17 protein-coding genes and 1 pseudogene are annotated in these 17,549 nt (G+C 61.3%); 4 read left to right on the top strand and 14 right to left on the bottom strand.

What is annotated here, in order from left to right; all coding sequences use genetic code 11:
- Positions 1-301 precede the first annotated feature (301 nt).
- The 4 genes from SO156_RS10875 (at position 302) to SO156_RS10860 (ending at position 3,218) form a co-directional block, all read left to right on the top strand.
- Complete coding sequence (locus SO156_RS10875; RefSeq protein ID WP_498534795.1) at positions 302-562, top strand: hypothetical protein; 261 nt, start codon at positions 302-304, stop codon at positions 560-562.
- Between the two features lie 72 nt (positions 563-634).
- A complete protein-coding gene (locus SO156_RS10870) occupies positions 635-1,600 on the top strand; it encodes an ATP-grasp domain-containing protein (RefSeq protein WP_498534794.1) in 966 nt (321 codons plus the stop codon).
- A 369-nt stretch (positions 1,601-1,969) separates the two neighbouring features.
- Entirely contained in the window at positions 1,970-2,611 is a 642-nt protein-coding gene (locus SO156_RS10865) for a hypothetical protein (protein WP_498534793.1), read from the top strand.
- Positions 2,565-3,218, top strand: a complete 654-nt coding sequence (locus tag SO156_RS10860; RefSeq protein ID WP_498534792.1) for an ATP-binding cassette domain-containing protein — start codon at positions 2,565-2,567, stop codon at positions 3,216-3,218. Before SO156_RS10865 ends, SO156_RS10860 begins: the two co-directional genes overlap by 47 nt.
- Here the strand turns inward: SO156_RS10860 and cyoD are convergent.
- The 14 genes and pseudogenes from cyoD to SO156_RS10790 all read right to left on the bottom strand — a co-directional run bounded on the left by cyoD (position 3,196) and on the right by SO156_RS10790 (position 17,362).
- On the bottom strand, positions 3,196-3,591 hold the full coding sequence (cyoD, locus tag SO156_RS10855) for a cytochrome o ubiquinol oxidase subunit IV (RefSeq protein WP_498534791.1): 396 nt from the start codon (positions 3,589-3,591) through the stop codon (positions 3,196-3,198). The two genes, SO156_RS10860 and cyoD, sit on opposite strands and share 23 nt — an antisense overlap.
- Positions 3,588-4,220 (bottom strand): cytochrome (ubi)quinol oxidase subunit III, encoded by a 633-nt coding sequence (locus SO156_RS10850; protein ID WP_498534790.1) that lies wholly within the window; start codon positions 4,218-4,220, stop codon positions 3,588-3,590. The genes cyoD and SO156_RS10850 overlap by 4 nt, the downstream gene beginning before the upstream one ends.
- Positions 4,217-6,148, bottom strand: a complete 1,932-nt coding sequence (gene cyoB / locus SO156_RS10845) for a cytochrome o ubiquinol oxidase subunit I (RefSeq protein ID WP_498534789.1) — start codon at positions 6,146-6,148, stop codon at positions 4,217-4,219. The genes SO156_RS10850 and cyoB overlap by 4 nt, the downstream gene beginning before the upstream one ends.
- Before the next feature lie 53 nt (positions 6,149-6,201).
- Positions 6,202-7,077, bottom strand: coding sequence for a ubiquinol oxidase subunit II (gene cyoA, locus SO156_RS10840; protein WP_498534788.1), 876 nt, complete (start codon positions 7,075-7,077; stop codon positions 6,202-6,204).
- Between the two features lie 136 nt (positions 7,078-7,213).
- Positions 7,214-8,155: pseudogene (locus SO156_RS10835) on the bottom strand (heme o synthase); the annotation flags it as partial.
- A 245-nt stretch (positions 8,156-8,400) separates the two neighbouring features.
- Positions 8,401-8,844, bottom strand: a complete 444-nt coding sequence (locus SO156_RS10830; RefSeq protein ID WP_498534787.1) for a hypothetical protein — start codon at positions 8,842-8,844, stop codon at positions 8,401-8,403.
- Between the two features lie 15 nt (positions 8,845-8,859).
- Complete coding sequence (locus SO156_RS10825) at positions 8,860-10,206, bottom strand: NAD(P)/FAD-dependent oxidoreductase (RefSeq protein ID WP_498534786.1); 1,347 nt, start codon at positions 10,204-10,206, stop codon at positions 8,860-8,862.
- A gap of 338 nt (positions 10,207-10,544) precedes the next feature.
- Entirely contained in the window at positions 10,545-11,330 is a 786-nt protein-coding gene (locus SO156_RS10820) for an enoyl-CoA hydratase (protein ID WP_498534785.1), read from the bottom strand.
- Positions 11,331-11,368: 38 nt separating this feature from the next.
- Positions 11,369-12,592: a CaiB/BaiF CoA transferase family protein gene (locus SO156_RS10815; protein WP_498534784.1), complete on the bottom strand. Its 1,224-nt coding sequence runs from the start codon at positions 12,590-12,592 to the stop codon at positions 11,369-11,371.
- 29 nt (positions 12,593-12,621) lie between these two features.
- Positions 12,622-13,419, bottom strand: a complete 798-nt coding sequence (locus tag SO156_RS10810) for an enoyl-CoA hydratase-related protein (protein WP_498534783.1) — start codon at positions 13,417-13,419, stop codon at positions 12,622-12,624.
- A 55-nt stretch (positions 13,420-13,474) separates the two neighbouring features.
- Complete coding sequence (locus tag SO156_RS10805; RefSeq protein WP_458151453.1) at positions 13,475-14,677, bottom strand: acyl-CoA dehydrogenase family protein; 1,203 nt, start codon at positions 14,675-14,677, stop codon at positions 13,475-13,477.
- 87 nt (positions 14,678-14,764) lie between these two features.
- Complete coding sequence (locus SO156_RS10800; RefSeq protein ID WP_498534782.1) at positions 14,765-15,742, bottom strand: 3-hydroxyacyl-CoA dehydrogenase NAD-binding domain-containing protein; 978 nt, start codon at positions 15,740-15,742, stop codon at positions 14,765-14,767.
- A gap of 14 nt (positions 15,743-15,756) precedes the next feature.
- Positions 15,757-16,671, bottom strand: a complete 915-nt coding sequence (locus tag SO156_RS10795; RefSeq protein WP_498534781.1) for a 3-hydroxyacyl-CoA dehydrogenase — start codon at positions 16,669-16,671, stop codon at positions 15,757-15,759.
- 214 nt (positions 16,672-16,885) lie between these two features.
- The gene (locus SO156_RS10790) at positions 16,886-17,362 is read right to left on the bottom strand and encodes a hypothetical protein (RefSeq protein ID WP_498534874.1); all 477 of its coding nucleotides are present in this window, start codon (positions 17,360-17,362) and stop codon (positions 16,886-16,888) included.
- Positions 17,363-17,549: the final 187 nt, after the last annotated feature.

Raw genomic sequence — 17,549 nt, 5'->3', positions numbered from 1 at the left:
TTCGGCGCGCAGGGGGCAGGCCACCGCTATTTTTCCTGTGTCTCCCTTGGGGCCACCTACTGCTGAAAAAGAGGTGGCGCCCCCTCTGCGTGAAGTGGGCGAAAACGAGCACGACGAACTACGTCGCGAGTTTCTATTTTTTCCTCCATTGCCAGCGGATGATGCAGTTGGAGTGATGCTCGTCACATAACTTCCTGCCAGATTGGAGAGAATATCACCGTCATCGTTGAGGCAACGATGCGCAGATACAGACGAACAATCGAAGGCTTGAAGAAATCCAATTTCACCCAAGGAGCCAACAATGTCACTGAAACAGGTCATTCCAGCAGTATTCTTTCAGAAGCGACTAAACGGCGTTAAGAAAGACGCCCAGAAGCCCGAACGGCTCGAGCTCTTCGAGAGCCAGCTCCGCGAAGTGGCCGGAGGCCAGAGCCGGTTCGGCGCGGCAGCCGGAGGGGGACGGCTCACAATCGACGGGCCCGATGGTTCCGGTGGTCACACGACCTTTTCGGGTTCGGCTGGATGGGCGGATGTCATGCAGGCTGACGACTGCGCCGCCTAACGATCCGAGTTCCTCCCGGCTTTCTGGACCAGTCCAGAAGCCGGGGGGCGATTTCCATAGGAGAAGAGCACCATGGAACCACGGATTGGGATCGTAACGTACGGCGACGATCCCCACGGCCATCTGATCAAGAAGAAGATCGAAGAGCAGCATGGAGTCTGGTGCTGTCTGATCCCAAGCGACGAGCTTGTACTCCGCGGCGGCCTCGAGTGGTCGTCGCACAGTGAGGCGCCAGCCCTTCTCCCGACCATCGACGGGCAGACCGTCGACGTGAGGGCGCTCAACACCCTGTGGTACCGGCGCACGACCGTGAAACAGATTTTGCCCGAGGGCACTGACGCTGCCTATGAGATGCCTATCTTTCGTGGCACCGAGAGGGTCCTTGAGGGCATACTCCTGAACGCCTTTCAAGGGCAGTGGGTCAGCCATCCCGTTGCCACCCGCTTGGCGGAGAACAAGCTGGTGCAGCTAGATGCCGCGAAGCGCGCCGGCCTCCGGATCCCGGCCACGCTCGTCAGTCAAGATCCAGTGCACATTCGCCGCTTTTGCGCGGCGCATCCGGGCGCGATCATCAAGCCCGTCGCGACGCCGCGTGGCGTCGAACTGGCGTCGACAGCGGTAGTCAGCCAGGAGCTGCTCGACAACGAGGAAGTCCTGGCCCTGACGGCGTCGATCTACCAGGAATGCGTCCCAGGCACACGCCACCTGCGCATCTCCGTCGTTGGCGATCGCTGCGATGGTGCGCTCATCGAGGCCGAGGCACTCGACTGGCGGTTCGATCTCAATGTGCCCTTCAGTCCTTACCCGCTCGACAGGCAACTCGAACAAAGGTTGCGCGACACCCTCCACGAGCTTGGTTTGGTCATGGGGATCTTCGACGTGAAGTTGACCGACGATGATGAGCCCGTGTTCCTCGAGGTCAACCCGCAAGGACAGTTTCTCTTCGTGGAGGCCCTGTGCGACCTCCCTCTCGCCGATATCTTTGCCGCCTTTCTTGTCGACCAGGCGACGCAAGATGTGAGGTCTCGGCAGCGTTAGGTTCGTACGACAACCAGCTAAGGGTGGGCCGCTGCGCTCTGTGAACGCCCCTGATGGGTCCCTGCCTCGGCCCTAAAGTGCATCCGCGTCCGCTGGGTCAAAGGCGAGCTCGAATGGAAGCCAATATGCTTGTCGTCGTGTCGATGATCGTCAGGGCCTGCTGAGTCTTGCCTTGCCCCAATGGATATTTGGTACACTGATCGGATAACTGAACTAGCCGTCTTCTTTCGCTCATCAGGATCGTGCTGCTCTTGTCGACGGCAAACTTGGCCCGCATCGGATTCTTGTCGCCAAAGTCGGTCAGATCTTTCTCTATCGTGATCAGATACTCATAGCTTGCTAGTTCGTCGGAGATCTGAAGAAGCGCTGGTGCTCACGGTGATAAGAGCGGCTGCGATTCTTGCCACGAGTGCCGTGCGGCTCTACTACGAAACCAAACATTTCGACCTGCAAGGCAAGGTCAGCGGCTTTGTGCTGCAATTGATCGGGGGCGTCGGCAAGCTGCGCGTCGCAGGCGCAACGGAGCGTGCGTTAGCGCGATGGTCGCAACAATTTGCCATTCAGAGACAATTTTTCATCGCCTCGCAGCAAGCGGCCAACGCCCTGGGCACCTTTGACGTCGCCTTTTCGATGCTGGCGACATTGACAATCTTTGCGCTTGCCGCCTACACAAAGAGTCCCCTCCTGCTCGATCTCGGCGCTTTCCTCGCCTTTCTGGCAGCGTTCGGACAGACCATGGCTGCGATCGGCAGTTGGGCCTCGAGTGTCAGCGAAACACTAGTGGCGATTCCCCACCTCCGCCGCATGAAGCCCGTGATTTCGACCCCTGTCGAGATTTCCGAGGAACGGCGATCGCCCGGAGAACTATCCGGAGAGATCGAACTTTCTGGCGTCGTCTTCCGCTATGCGCAAGGCGGGCCGAAGGTCCTGGATGACATCAGCCTGATCATAGCGCCGGGTGACTATGTCGCGATCGTCGGTCCTTCAGGTAGCGGGAAATCGTCCAGGTAGCGGGAAATCGTCGCTCTTTCGTCTACTGCTCGGTTTTGAACGGGCGGAAGCCGGCACGGTGTTTTACGATGGCAAGGCCCTCAATACGCTCGACATCAGCGCTGTGCGCCGACAGCTTGGAGTGGTGCTGCAAGATACCAAGCTCGCAACAGGAAGCCTTTACGATAACATTTGCGGCGGCATTGATTTGCCGCTGGAGAAGGCGTGGGAGGCCGCCCGATTGGCGGCGCTGGATGCCGACATCGCGCAGATGCCGATGGGCATGCATACGCTGGTCGCAGAGGGCGTGAGCACGCTATCAGGTGGTCAGCGGCAGCGATTGCTGATCGCTCGGGCTCTCGCTCGTTCACCACGGATTCTTCCGTTTGATGAGGCAACGAGCGCGCTCGACAACCAGGCTCAAAGCATCATCGGCACCTCGCTGGAACGATTGAGCATCACGCGGATTGTGATTGCGCATCGCCTCAGCACCGTGCGCAATGCAGATCGTATTGATCGCCTTGGCTGCCCTGCGTCGGCGGTGAATGACACTGCGCGCTTCTTGTCTGACTGTTGGACCCGATCGCGGGGTGATGTCCGGTCGATCAACGCTGCATTTGCATATTAATCAGCTGGCCATGCGCCATCAAATTCTCATTCAGATTGGCCATGATCACGAGCGACCCTCCGAGGACCAGGAAGACGATTAGCACGCCGAATGCCAGCGCCAGGACATTGTTGGTGCTGTCCGGTCCGGTCGTGATGTGAAGGAAGAATACCAGGTGCACGCCCATCTGGGCGATGGCGAGAACGACGAGTCCGGCCGTCACGCCAGGCGCCCAGATCACCGAGGTGTTGGCCACCCAGAAGGATGTGGCCGTCAAGATCACCGCCAGCAGCAAACCGATCGTGTACACAAGGAAGCCGGAAGAAGCTTGTTGCTCCGAGGCCGGGATCGTGGGCCTGTCACCCGGTGCAACGTCCCAATGCGTTTCAGTCATGGAAGAACTCCCATCAGATAGACAACGGTGAAAATCAGGACCCAAATGACGTCGAGTGCATGCCAGAACAGGGAGAAGCAGTGCAGGCGGCGGACGACCACCTCCTGGAAACCCCTTATCGACAGCTGAACCATCATGAGGACTAGCCACACCAGTCCGGTCGCCACGTGCAGTCCATGACAACCGACCAGCGTGAAGAAGGCGGAAAGAAATGCGCTACGTTGCGGGGACGCCCCCACCGAAATCATGTCCTGAAATTCGCGGAGCTCGAGATTGAGAAAGGCCGCACCCAGGAGGAACGTCACCACGGCACCAAAGAAAGTGCCGAACTGGTGTCGAGAATTGACAGCCAGGGACATCAGTCCACAGCTGTAGCTGGAGAGCAGGAGAAAAGCCGTTTCCATCGCGGCGTTGCGCAGATTAAACAACTGCGCACCGGTCGGACCGCCTGCAGTCGCCTTTGCGAGTACGGCATAGCTCGCAAACAGCGCCGAGAACATCACGATGTCGCTCAGGAGGAAGATCCAGAACCCATAGCCGGCGATAATTCGCTTGGATGCGGGACCCGCTTCACTGACCTTCAGAAGCTCGCTGTGGCGGACGGCATCTGTCTCAACTGCGATGTTCATAGCGATACCTCCACTGGGTGCGTGCGATCGAACTGACCGACTTGTGCCGCGGAGATCTCGACTTCGTCCTCGGCGCGGAACATGAAGGCAAGCAGCGTTACGGCCGCGCCGAGCAGTCCGATGGCGGCCATCCACCAGATGTGCCAAATCAGGGCGAAGCCGGTGATCACCGCGAAGAACGCGGTCACGAAACCGGTCGGGCTGTTCTTGGGCACTTCAATTGCCTCGTACTTGTGCTGCCGCCTGGGCAGGTCTCGCTTTGCGAGCACGCGCTGCTTCTTCGCCCAGAAGGCATCGATCTCATCTGCACGAGGCTGCATCGCAAAATTCCAGGGCGGCGGCGGCGATGCGGTCGCCCATTCCAGCGTACGCCCGTTCCACGGATCGCCCGTCGTGTCGCGGAGTTGCTCACGGTGGCGGATGGACACCACGATCTGGACGACCTGACAGATAATGCCGGCCAGAATGATCACCGCGCCTGCCTCGGCGACCAGCAGCCAGGGCTGCCAAGAGAGGACATCGTAGTGCTGCAGACGGCGGGGCATGCCCATCAGTCCCGTCACGTAGAGCGGCATGAAAGCGAGATGGAAGCCGATGAACCAGCACCAGAACGCCGCCTTGCCCCAGCGCTCATCCAGCTTGAAACCGAATGCCTTGGGAAACCAGTAATTGTAGCCGGCCATGCACCCAAACAGGACGCCCGGGATGATGACGTGATGGAAATGGGCAACCAGGAAAACGGTGTTGTGTACCTGCCAATCGACCGGAGGCAACGCCAGGAGTACCCCGGTCAGGCCGCCGAAGACGAACGACACCATGAAGCCGATCAGCCACAACACCGGCACCGTAAACCGGACCCGACCGCCGTACATTGTGAACAGCCAGTTGAAGACTTTGACGCCCGTCGGTACTCCGATGATCATGCTTGTGATGCCGAAGAAAGCGTTGACGCTTGCGCTGGCGCCCATCGTGAAGAAATGGTGGAGCCAGACCGTGTAGGAGAGCACGCAGATCGCCATGGTCGCGTACACCATCGAGCGATAACCGAACAGCGACTTGCCGGAAAACGTGGCGGCTACCTCGGAGAAGATGCCGAATGCCGGCAGGACCAGGATGTAGACTTCGGGATGGCCCCACACCCAGAACAGGTTCACATACATCATCGCGTTACCGCCAGCATCCACGGTAAAGAAGTGAAAGCCGAGGTAGCGGTCGAGCAGCAGCATTGCGAACAGCGCGGTGAGCACCGGAAATGCCGCCACGATCAGCAGATTCGAAGCGAGCGCCGTCCAGCAGAAGACCGGCATTCGCATGTAACTCATGCCGGGAGCCCGCATCTTCAGAATCGTGGTGACAAAATTTATGCCGCTCAACAAGGTCCCTATGCCGGAGATCTGCAGCGACCAGAGATAGTAGTCGACGCCTACGCCGGGCGAGAATTGCAGTTCGCTGAGCGGCGGATAGGCGAACCAGCCGGTCTTTGCGAACTCGCCGACGGCGAGCGATACGTTCGTCAGGAGAACGCCGGATGCGGTGAGCCAGAAGCTGATGGAGTTCATCGTGGGAAATGCCACGTCGCGCACGCCGAGTTGCAGCGGCACGGCAAAGTTCATCAGTCCGATCACAAGCGGCATGGCAACGAAGAAGATCATGATCACGCCATGCGCCGAGAAAATCTGATCGAAATGCTCGGGCGGCAGATAACCCTGCGCGCCGCCGGCCGCGATCGCCTGCTGAGAGCGCATCATGATTCCGTCCGAGAAGCCACGGATGAGCATGATCAGCGCAAGCACGAGATACATGACGCCGATGCGCTTGTGATCGACCGAGGTGATCCATTCGCGCCAGAGATATGGCACGTATCCCTTGACGGTGACCCATACCAGGACCGCCAGGATGACGACGCCGACGCAACCCACCGTTCCCATAATGATCGGCTCATGAAGCGGAACGGCGTCCAAGGTAAGTTTGCCCAATAGATTCATCGTTCTGCCCTCATGAATTTGGGATAAGCGACACAGAGACCTTCATTCGGTTGCATTGCGGCACTCAGGATGCCGGCAAATAGGCCGCTCGCGATCGACCGGTAGGTAAAGGGCGCGACCGCCTTGCTCGGCTTGACCAGTCCGGCGTAGGTTTGCGCATCGAGCACGGGGCCGGCGCTGCGCGCTGAAGCCACCCACTGCTCGAAGCTGTCGGGCGTCACCGCGTCCACGTGGAAGTACATGTCGGCGAAGCCGTCGCCGCTGAAATTCGCCGACATCCCGCGATATGTTCCGGCATGGTCGGCCCGGAAGTTCAGGCGCGTCACCATTCCGGCCATGGTGTAGATCTGGCCAGCAAGCTGCGGCACGAAGAAGCTGTTCATGACCCCAGAGGAGGTCAGCTCGAAGCTCACCGGCGTGCCGACCGGAATCGTGAGATGATTGACGCTCGCGATGCCTTGCTCCGGATAGATGAACAGCCATTTCCAGTCGAGCGAGACGGCCTGAACCTTGATGGGCCTGGTGGAGGAGGCAATCGGCCTGGGCGGATCGAGGTCGTAAGCACCGATCCAGGCCACAGTCCCGGTGAGGAGCACGGTCATCAGCGGGATCGACCAGACCAGCATCTCGATGCGGCCGGAATAGACGAAGTCCGGCCGGTAGCGCGCACGCTCATTCGATGCCCGGAACCAGAACGCAACGCCAAGCGTGGCGATAACCACCGGGATCACGATCGCCAGCATGATGCCGGTCGAGTTGAAGAGAATTTGCCGCTCGGCGAGGGCAATCGGTCCCTTCGGATCGAGCACGCCGTCGCAGCCACCGAGCATCGCGGCGAGCAGCAGGACCGCGGTAAGTGAACCGTATCGCATATCAGGCCTCCCGGATCTTGAAGCTGCACGCGTTGCGGGCCGCGCCTGGCTGTCGGGCGGCGGTCGGAAACGCGCTTGCCCGGTCATCGCGCGACAGTTGCGCCGGCGTAAGCGAGCCGCCGCTGTGATCAACCAGAAGGGCTGCAAACAGCAGGAAAAGATAGGAGATGGAGAAGACGAACAGCCGGTGAGCCGCGCGGCGATCCGTCTCGACACTCATGTTCAGCTTGAATGCGAGCAGGGTGAAAATCGCTCCGCTAATCGCGACGGTTACGCCGTACAGCATGCCTGCAAACCCGAGCGCCCAGGGCAGCTCCGACGTCAGAGCCAGCATGCTGCTATAGATCAGGATCTGCCGTGTCGTTGCAGCCTTTCCCGCGACCACAGGCAGCATTGGTACTCCGGCACGCGCGTAATCGTCCGCACGATTGAGCGCGAGCGCCCAGAAGTGCGGCGGTGTCCAAAGAAAGATAATGAGAAACAGCGTAAGCGGCTCGACCCCGATCTCGCCTGTAGCTGCCGCCCATCCGATCACGGGCGGCAGGGCGCCGGCTGCGCCCCCAATGACGATATTCTGTCGCGTGGCCCGCTTCAGCCAGGCTGTGTATACGACGGCATAAAAGAGGATCGTGCCGGCCAACAACATCGCTGCCGTAAGGTTTGCCGTGATCGCGAGAAGCGCGACCGCGATGGCGCCAAGCACGAGTCCAAAGATCAGCGCCTCGGTCCTGGAAACCTTGCCGCGGGGAATCGGCCGCATGGCCGTGCGGGTCATGACGGCGTCGATATCGGCGTCGTACCACATATTCAGTGCGCCGGCGGCGCCGGCGCCGGCTGCGATTGCGAGAACTACCGCGAAACCAGACAGCGGATCGATGTGAGTAGGTGCGATCATCAATCCGACAAGCGCGGTGAACACCGCGAGTCCCATAACGCGCGGCTTGGCCAAACTGATGAAATGGGGCAGTCGCTCCACCCAGCCGGATCGTGAAGCCAGCCGAAGGCGCGATACCGAAATCGCGATGCTCATGGTGGGTTCCTCAAGCAGAAAGTTGTTTTGTGAATCCGCGATCGCCAAATCGCCGGGTCTCGCGGCTTTCCCAAAAGCTAAACTGATGGGCTCCAAGAGCGTGAGTGAAGACTGCAAAATTCCGGCAAATTGTTCCTAACGATTGCGAGCACTGCTGCGGCTTGGGAGGAGGAAACAGCGCCGGAGCCCGGCGATCAGCAGGCCGACTGCGCTGATGGCGGCCAGCCATCACGCGGTGCTCTTTCGTCGAGATCAAATTTGAGCCGCTCTGGCGCCAGGTGCTTTGCGAGGCGTCAGCGATGATTGAGCGCATGCAATTCGGCCCGGCATTCCTCGCTGAAGGCCTGCAGCGGGTTGACGACGTGGCCGTTCATCAGCTCGCGAACCTCAGAAAGGGTCTTGTTGGGCATGAAATATGTGTCGATGATCAAATGAATGACCGCGTCTGCCTTCTCGATCACGGCGGTGCTTGATACGACACGCATCCGGTTGATCAGCGCGTAGACGCTGACCAGTGCCGAGACTTCCGCCCGATCGTGAACGAGCGCGTCGGCGTAGAGCTTCGAGGCCTCATCGATGAATTGCTTGTACAGCTTTTGCCGTCTGGTCTTTTCCCCCGACAGCCGCTTTGCGCGATCCTGATGGTGCAGCGTGAGCCAGGCTGACGCGAGCGACGTAAGGCCGCCGATCGTCGACCCCGCCAACGCTGCCAATGCAGGGAGGTAGACCGTGTTCATGGCGCAAGCGGCCCCTCAATGATCGGACCCGGGAGTAGCGACCCGCGCGGGCTCGGGGATCAGGCGCGAGCTGCGCTGGCCGGTGAAATACGACCAGAGCCACTGCCGCTGCACGCGCAGGCGATTCTGTAGCTGCGGCAGAGCGAGGATGTGAACGCACGCCCAGATCAGCCAGGTCAGGGACCCGCTTGTCCGCAACCAGCCTCGCTCCAGCACGGCGTAATTCTTGCCAACGACCGCCATATTGCCTTTGTCGAAATAGTGGAACGGTCGTTTCTCTTTTTGGCCCTTCAGCTCCTTCGCGATGAGCCGCCCGACGTAGCGTCCTTCCTGGATCGCGGCTTGCGCCACGCCGGGCACAGGGTGTTCATGTTGCATGATCGACGCCGCATCGCCCACGACGAACACTCCGGGCGCGTCTACGACCTTGAGGAAGGGATCAACGAGTGCGCGCCCCGCGCGGTCGGTCTTGGTGCCGAGCATCTTTGGAATGGGTGAGGCAGCAACCCCAGCGGTCCACAGCACAGTAGCGCTGGGGATTCGGCTTCCGCCGGCAACCACGCCCTCCGCGTCGACGGTCTCGACCTTCACTCCGGTCAAGACCTTCACGCCGAGCTTCGCGAGTCGTCGGGTCACCCTGCGTGACAGTGGTTCAGCAAAGGTCGGCAGAACCCGCTGCCCTGCGTCGAGAAGAATGATGCTGGCCTGCGCCGGATCGATGTGGCGAAAGTTTCCGCGCAGCGTGACTTTCACCATTTGCGCGAGGGATGCCGCGAGTTCCACCCCGGTGGGGCCTGCGCCGACCAGCACGAATGTCATCTGGCGCGCGCGTTCGCTTGCGTCCTCGGTCGTTGCGGCAACTTCGAACGCGCTCAGGATCTTGGCTCGGATCGTCTCTGCGTCGTTGAGGCTCTTGAGCGCCGGGGCAAATCGCGCGAACTCATCGTGCCCGAAGTAGCTCGGGCGCATGCCGGTCGCGACCACCAGATAGTCGTAGGCGATCTTGCGGACGCCCACGCCAGGGGAGGACGCCTCGATGGTGCGGGACGCAACATCGACGCCGGTGACCTCCGCCAGAAGCACGCTGAGGTTTTGCTGTTTGACCTCGAGCTGACGGATCGGCGCTGCGATCTCCGCGGGTGAGAGCACCGCCGTCGCCACCTGGTAGAGCAGCGGCTGAAAGATGTGGTGGTTGCGGCGGTCGATCAGTACCATATCGACATCAGCGCGCCGCAGCGCCCGTGTCGCGGCGATCCCGGCAAAGCCGCCCCCGATGACGATGACCCGCTTGCGCTCTTGATGGGGAGCCTCGACAACAGCGGTTGCTTCGTCGGGCCGGGTCTCAGCAAGCATCGCACACATTGGTTCACCTCGGTTTGTGTTCGGTGTCAGAGAGCGTCTGTCGGAATGCTCTCAACGCCCCAGCCATCCGGGGTCGCTGAGGCATCCCGGCGAGCGAGAGGCCGCCATTTTGCAATGCGCGGACTTGCTGAGCGCCGTGACTGCACTGAGCGGTTCTGGCTTCAACATGCTCAGGAACACCACGAAGCCCAGGGCTCCCAGGGCGAACGTGACCGTGCTCAAGACGTGTTTCATATCGGCTCCACGCATTTCCGCTTGGGGCCGCGCTGGCGCCCCTCAATTTCCAGCTTGCGCCGCACCAAGCTCGGCGCGACGCCCATCAATTCCACGAGCGCGGGCTACTCGGCGGCCACGTGCGTCGGGCTCTTTGTAAAATTGGGTGGACGCTTCTCGAGGAAGGCCGAGAGCGCTTCCTTGGCGTCTGGCCCGCTTACCCGCTCCATAAACTCCCGGCTTTCACTCTTGATAGCCTCTTTGAGCTGGCCAATCGAAGCCTGCTTGAGGAGTCGCTTGCTCGCCAGCAACGCGCCGCTCGGTTTTGCCGCAAGCTTCTCCGCCGTTGCGGTGGCAGTCGCGAGCAGATCGCTGTCGGGCACCACGCGAGTTGCCAGGCCCAGCTCCACCGCTCGCGGGGCAGTGAAGGGCTCTCCCAGCAAGTACAATTCCGCCGCCCGGAGATGGCCTACGCGCGCCGGTATCGAAAAGCTCGATCCGAATTCCGGCACCAGCGCCAGGTTGATGAACGGCAGCTGGAATTTGGCGCTCTCGCCCGCGTAGACGAAATCGCAGTGGGTCAGCATCGTGGTTCCGCCACCGATCGCCGCGCCTTGCACGGCCACGACGATCGGCTTTTCGATTCTGACGAATGCGTCCATCAAGTCGCCCTGCGGAAAGTGGCCCGGTTTGGGCGGATTCTTGAGGAAATCCACGACGTCGTTGCCGGCGCAGAACGCGTTTCCGGCGCTGTGCCACAGCACGACACGGACCGCGTCGTCCTTGTCGGCTTCGTTGAGGATATCGGCCAGGCTCGTGTACATGCCCGACGTCATCGCGTTCTTCTGGGCCGGGCGATTAAGCTGGACCCGCAGGATCGCGCCGGTACGCTCGGTGATGATGTCGCTCATTGTTTGCTCCTTTGTTCGGTACTCTTCGCCGCCGCGTTTTAGGCGTGTTCCCTGACTTTCGGCACCGCGCCGCTCGCGCGCAGGTCCTCGATGCCCTTTGCGTCAAATCCCAGATCACGGAGGATCTCTTCAGTGTGCTCACCGAGATCCGGCGCGCGCCGCGCCGGCACCTTAACGACCCCGTGCAGCTGGATCGGACTACTGATCGTCGAAGTCAGCTTGCCGCCCGCGCCTTCGAGCGGAACGATGATATCGTTTGCCCGCAACTGCGGATCCTCGATGACCTCTTGCGGTCCGCGCACGGCGCCGAACGTGACGTGTACGCCACTGAAAACCTCGTGCCAGTGCGCCATCGGCTGCGCGGCGAAGACTTCGTCAAGGATGGCCGCGAGCTGCGGCATATTCGCCGTCAGCTTCGCCGGATCAGAAAATCGCGGATCGCTCAGGAGTCCCGGCCGGCCGATCGCTTTCGCCACGGCGGCCAACTTGTCGGGCGTGACGATGAGGACGAACCAAGTGCCGTCGGAGGCGCGGTACACGTTGAGCGCCGCGCTGGCCGGATGCTTGCGATCATGCAGCCCAAAGAACTTTGCACCGACCAGCGCGGCCTGGATCGAAACGCTTGCCGACCAGACACCCTCGGCAAGCAGCGAGGTCGTGACATACGCCCCCCTGCCGGTGCGCTCGCGGCGGTAGAGCGCCGTGACGACCGCCGAATAGATTCCGACGGCCGTCGCGTTATCGCCGCTTCCTCCCACCGGCCAGGTCGGCGGCGCGCCCGCGTCGCGCGTCATCGACAGCAGGCCGCTGCGCGCCCAGTATGATGTGATGTCGAAGCCCGGCAGATTGGCATCCGGTCCCTTTTCGCCGAAGCCGGTGAGGTCTGCGTAGATCAGGCGCGGATTCCAGCGCACCACATCGTCGTATTCGAGATTCAATTTTTTGCGCGCGGGATGTGGCGTATTGACGATGAATACGTCGGCCCACGTGACAAGCTGCTGGAGGACCTGATGGGCGCTGGGCGACTTCAGGTCGAGCGTGATGCTGCGCTTGTTGCGGTTGGCGAGATGGAACTGATAGGGTTCGTCCGCCTCCGGCTGCGGCGCGATCTTGTGCCCATGTCTCCAGGGATCACCGCTCGGCGGTTCGACTTTGATGACGTCGGCGCCGAAATCCGACAGGATGACGGCGGCGCTGGGTGCCGCGACGAAGCTCGAGAAGTCAACCACCTTGAGTCCAGAAAAAATGTTGTCGCTTGCCATTGGGTCTCTCCTAAATCGTCGTGCTTGCTTCACCGGCCCAGGAACTGCGGGGCGCGCTTTTCGAGGAAGGCGGACGTGCCTTCTTTCTTGTCCTCCGTCCCGGCGCACAGTCCGAAGTAGGAGGCTTCCAGCGCGAAGCCCTCGCTTTGGCTCGTGTCCAATCCCTTGTTGACCGCTTCGAGCGACTGCCTGACTGCTATTGGCGCGTTCGAGGCGATCATCTTCAGGATGGCTTCCGCACGCGGGATGAGATCGGCCGCTGGAACGACCTCGTTGACGAGCCCGATGCGATAGGCTTCCTGCGCGCTGATGGTCTCTCCGGACAGAATGAGCTGGAGCGCGCGGCCCTTTCCGACCAGGCGCGGCAGTCGCTGCGTGCCGCCGCCGCCGGGAAGCAATCCAAGCTTGACCTCGGGCTGGCCGAATTTCGCATGCTCGACGGCGATGCGTATGGTGCATGCCATGGCCGTCTCGCAACCGCCGCCGAGTGCAAAGCCGTTGATGGCCGCGATCACCGGCTTGCCGAGATTTTCGACGAGATCCAGCACCTCCTGCCCGTAGCGGCTGGACCGTTCGGCGTCGATCGGACTCGCATGCGCGAGCTCGCTGATGTCGGCGCCGGCGACGAATGCCTTGTCGCCCGCGCCGGTGAGAATGACGCCGCGCACGGCCGCGTTGTTCCGTGCATCCTCGAATGCAGTTCGCAGGTCCTTCCATGTCGCTGTGTTCAGGGCGTTGAGCACCTTGGGCCGGTTGATGGTCAGATAGGCGGTCGCGCCGCGCTTTTCGTAGAGGACGTTTGCGAGTGTCGGTGTTGTCGATGACATGTTGTCTCTCTTTCCAGTTCACGAGCCGCCGCGAAGCGCCGGCTCGGTTGCGATCTCAGATGAAGGCGCTGAAGCCGGTGATTTCCTTGCCGACGATCAGGTGCTGCATCTGGTACGTGCCCTCGTAGGAATAGAGCGCCTCGGCATCGGCAAAGAAGCGCGCGACGTTGTAGTCGACGAGGATGCCGTTGCCGCCGAGCAACTCCCGCGCCCAGGTGACCGTCTCGCGCGTCTTGGACGTCGTGAACGCCTTCGCAAGCGCCGATTGCTGGTCTGTAAGCTTGCCTTCGTCCGCGAGCTGGGCCGTGCGAGCAACCATGCATTGGCAAGCAGTGATGTTGCCGAGCATCTTCGCAAGGAGGTCCTGAATGATCTGGAACGAGCCGATTGGCTTTCCGAACTGCAATCGTTCCTGTGCGTATTTGAGCGCGTTCTCGTATGCACCCATCTGGCATCCGGTCGTTTCCCATCCCACAAGGAACCGCGTCCCACGCAGCACGCGCGCGGTGTCGCGGAAGGACTGGGTGCCCGCTCCGAGATGATTTGCTTCCGGCACTCGGCAGTCTTTCATCGTGATCTGTCCGTTCTGGACCACCTTGAGTGCGATCTTGTTCTGCATCTTCGCGACGCTGAAGCCGGGCGTGGTCTTGTTTTCGACGATGAAGCCCTTGACCTGGTTGTCGTCGACGTCGCGTGCCCAGATGATCGAGATGTCGCACCATGGCGCGTTGCCGATCCACCGCTTCTGGCCGTTAAGGACCCAGGTGTCGCCCTCGCGTTTTGCCGTCGTGGTCAGGCCGCCACCCGCGCCGGAGCCGACCAGCGGCTCGGTCAGGCCGAAGCAGCCGATCTTCTCCATACGCGCCATCGGCGGCAGCCACTTTTGCTTTTGCTCCTCCGTTCCAGCGATCGCGATTGAACCCATCGCTAGGCCGCTGTGGACGCCGAAGAAGGTTGCGAACGAGGAATCGACCCGCGCCATTTCCATCGCAACAAGGCCTACCAGCAATTGATTCCCGCCGGCGCAACCGTATCCCTGGATGCCGACTCCGGCGAGGTTGAGCTCCTTGAATGCAGGCAGCAGCTCGAAAGGAAAAGCGTCGTCGACCCAGTACTTGTTGATGATGGGCTGGACTTTGGACTCCATGAACGTGCGTACCTTCTGCAGAATCGCTCGTTCGTCTGCGTTCAAGGTATCCGCGAGGTGATAGAAATCGCTGTTCGGAGTCGGAAGCTGCTTCGGGGTTTTGGTAAGCATTCTGGGTCTCCTGTTGCTGTGGCCTGAAGGTCGGAAGAAATGAGGGCGCGTCAGTTGCGTGCCCGATCTCCGTGGTTGCGCCTTGGCTTATGCGACCGGCTCGATCGATTTGGCCTGGTTCGACTTGGCGACCTTGTTGCGCAGCTCCAGCAGGCCAAGCAGGGCTTCGTCGCGTTCGGCCTCCAGCGCCGCGATGGAGCGCGATCCGACCTCCGCGTGGACGCTGTCGATGAGCTTCTTTTGCACTTCAGGCGTCAGCACGGGTGAGCCGAGGGTCTTCCACCAGGCCGTCATTGGACCAACGAACTGCTGGAAGAAGTGCTCGATGCCGCCCGAACCGCCGCCGAGGTGGTTGAGCATCATGTTGCCCATGATTCCCCAGCGCAGGCCCGGCCCCCAGGAGAGGGCGGTGTCAACGTCGGCGGCGCTCACGATCCCTTCGGCGACGAGGTAGTAAACCTCACGCCCCAATGCGGCCTGCAGCCGGTTGGCGACGTGACCGGGCATCTCCTTGTTGATGCGCACCGTCTTTTGCCCGATCGACGTGTAGAATTCCGCCGCGCGCTGGATTGTCGCTTCCGAGGTCTTTGCTCCGCCGACAATCTCGGTCAGCGGGATCAGGTGTGGCGGATTGAAGGGATGGCCGATGACACAGCGCTCGGGATGGGTCTTGGCGCCCTTCTGGATTTCGCTCATGGTGAGTCCCGACGAGCTCGAGGCGATGATCACCTCGGGTGGCAGCAGTTCGTCGAGCTGCCCGTAGAGCTTCTGCTTGAAATCGATCCGCTCGGGCCCGTTTTCCTGGACGAGGTCGACGTCGGCGACCGCCTGCGCGAGATCTTTCGTGAACTTGAGGTTCGACTGCGACGCGCCCGCCGACAGGCCGAGTCGCTTGAGCGCCGGCCAGGCCGTCTCCACGAACTTCCGGAGCGAGGCTTCCGCGTTCGGCGCGGGGTCGGTCGCGACAACCTGCAACCCCTTGGCGAGAAACAGCGAGGCCCAGCTCGCGCCAATCACGCCGGTGCCGATGATGGCGATGCGGTGAATGGGTTTGGTGTTGGTCATGTCGTGTTCTCCGATCAGATTTCGGCGTAGGCGATGCCGGTGAGATTGCCCTGGGCGTAGAGGAAGTTGCGCTGGTTCTTGCCATCGAGATCTGCGGAATAGACTGAGCCGGCAAAGTCGGTGACGAACATGCGGTTGCCGGGCACATCGAGCGCGATGCCGATGCCCTCCATCAGATGCGTGACCACGATTTCAGGGTCGGCCTTTGTGTCGATCGGCGCGCGATTGACGGTGTTGCCGCGCGGAGGATCGCCGCGGTCGGTCCAGTAGAGGATGCGGTTGGTCAGATCGAGCTCGAGGTCGATCGGCTCCGGCAGACGATCGAACAGCACCTCGATGTCGGAGCGGTTCGTCGGAGTCTCGCCCTTCGGAATATCGATGCCGGCGCGGAAGATGCGACCCTGCTCGCCATTGTCGGGACCCTTTTGCGTCCAGTAGATGTGCCGCCGTTTGGGATCGACGGTGATTCCGACGCACCAGCGGTTTTGATCTTTCCGGTCGTTGTCGCCGTCGCCGGTTTTGACCAGCGTTTCGACCTGCGAGCCATCGAGGTTGGCACGCATCACGCGCATGCCTTCACGGTCGCACCAGTAAAGCTTTTTTCCCGCCTTATCGAGGTGCATCTGCTTCGGCGTGTACGTAACGCCTCGCGGAATGATGACCTTGCGGTTTCCGCCATCGAGGTCGACGCGTTCGATCGAGCCATCGTTGAGAGGGGGAACACCCATGTTGGTCCAGTAGATGTGGCCCGCCTCCACATCCACGGCGATGCCGTCGGGGAAACGGCCATTCGTGACGATGATCTTGCGGTCGGAACCGTCCGGATTCATCGCGTGAATGCGGTCCCCACTCAACTCGAGAACGAACAGTCGGCCGGAGCGGGTCACGCCCGATGAGTTCTTCGATTTGGATGCTTCAAGTACCGTCATGAGATGTCCTTCGGTGTTACAGTTGCCTTGTCTCGCTTGACTTGGCTGACCTCTATTTGATCGACGCGTGCCATCTGCGCGAGTAAAGGCCGGCAAATCGCGCCAAATTGCTGCAAGTGAGGCGCTCGTGAGTTGCTCGGCGTGGCGCGTCGTGTTCTGCAGACAGCACAACGCGCGGCATCGGGTGATGCCGCGCGTTGCCGAGATCGCATTCTTACTTCTTGTCCGGCAGGGCGTAGGCGATCAGCGAGTCGCCCGGGGGCGTCATCATGAAGTGATGGCCCTCCGCCATGATGACCACATACTCCTTGCCATCCTGCTCATAGACGATCGGCGTGGCCTGGCCGCCCGCGGGCAGGACGTCACTCCAGACGATCTCGCCGGTCTTGATGTCGATCGCCTTGATCAGATCGTCGGTTACCGCCGAGATGAAGATCGGCCCGCCTGCGGTCACGACCGATCCGCCATTGTTCGGCGTGCCGATCTCGAGCGGAATGAAGCTGGGCATTCCGAACGGACCGAACTCCTGGCATGGCTGACCCGTCCTGGCGTCCACGGCGATCAGGCGCATGTCGAGCGTTCCCTCGATGATGCGTGCCGCGCAGGCCTGGCCGGCTGTGGCCTTGGGATTCTCATAGTACGCCACACCGCGACAAGCTGTTTGGCACCCAAGACGTCGGAACCTCCGGATCGTACATCCAAAGCTTCTCGCCGGTCGCCGCGTTCAGCTTGAACAACTTGTTCAGAGGCGGAACCAGGCACTTTGGATCGAACAAGACAAACCGACGGCTGGCATTTCTCAGACGGTGCGGTACGATTTGTGCGGGCCCTGGAAAGGGGCCGGGCGCATTGCGCACGTAAGAGCCTGGTTGGCCGAT

It is taken from the genome of Bradyrhizobium sp. UFLA05-125, from assembly GCF_059803515.1.
This window is presented reverse-complemented; position numbering and strand designations above follow the sequence as displayed.

Coding starts and splice junctions, on each gene's coding strand:
- SO156_RS10875 (WP_498534795.1), top strand. CDS start 302: ATGTCACTGAAACAGGTCATTCCAGCAGTATTCTTTCAGAAGCGACTA.
- SO156_RS10870 (WP_498534794.1), top strand. CDS start 635: ATGGAACCACGGATTGGGATCGTAACGTACGGCGACGATCCCCACGGC.
- SO156_RS10860 (WP_498534792.1), top strand. CDS start 2,565: ATGTCGCGATCGTCGGTCCTTCAGGTAGCGGGAAATCGTCCAGGTAGC.
- cyoD (WP_498534791.1), bottom strand. CDS start 3,591: ATGACTGAAACGCATTGGGACGTTGCACCGGGTGACAGGCCCACGATC.
- SO156_RS10850 (WP_498534790.1), bottom strand. CDS start 4,220: ATGAACATCGCAGTTGAGACAGATGCCGTCCGCCACAGCGAGCTTCTG.
- cyoB (WP_498534789.1), bottom strand. CDS start 6,148: ATGGGAACGGTGGGTTGCGTCGGCGTCGTCATCCTGGCGGTCCTGGTA.
- cyoA (WP_498534788.1), bottom strand. CDS start 7,077: ATGCGATACGGTTCACTTACCGCGGTCCTGCTGCTCGCCGCGATGCTC.
- SO156_RS10830 (WP_498534787.1), bottom strand. CDS start 8,844: ATGAACACGGTCTACCTCCCTGCATTGGCAGCGTTGGCGGGGTCGACG.
- SO156_RS10825 (WP_498534786.1), bottom strand. CDS start 10,206: ATGTGTGCGATGCTTGCTGAGACCCGGCCCGACGAAGCAACCGCTGTT.
- SO156_RS10820 (WP_498534785.1), bottom strand. CDS start 11,330: ATGAGCGACATCATCACCGAGCGTACCGGCGCGATCCTGCGGGTCCAG.
- SO156_RS10815 (WP_498534784.1), bottom strand. CDS start 12,592: ATGGCAAGCGACAACATTTTTTCTGGACTCAAGGTGGTTGACTTCTCG.
- SO156_RS10810 (WP_498534783.1), bottom strand. CDS start 13,419: ATGTCATCGACAACACCGACACTCGCAAACGTCCTCTACGAAAAGCGC.
- SO156_RS10805 (WP_458151453.1), bottom strand. CDS start 14,677: ATGCTTACCAAAACCCCGAAGCAGCTTCCGACTCCGAACAGCGATTTC.
- SO156_RS10800 (WP_498534782.1), bottom strand. CDS start 15,742: ATGACCAACACCAAACCCATTCACCGCATCGCCATCATCGGCACCGGC.
- SO156_RS10795 (WP_498534781.1), bottom strand. CDS start 16,671: ATGACGGTACTTGAAGCATCCAAATCGAAGAACTCATCGGGCGTGACC.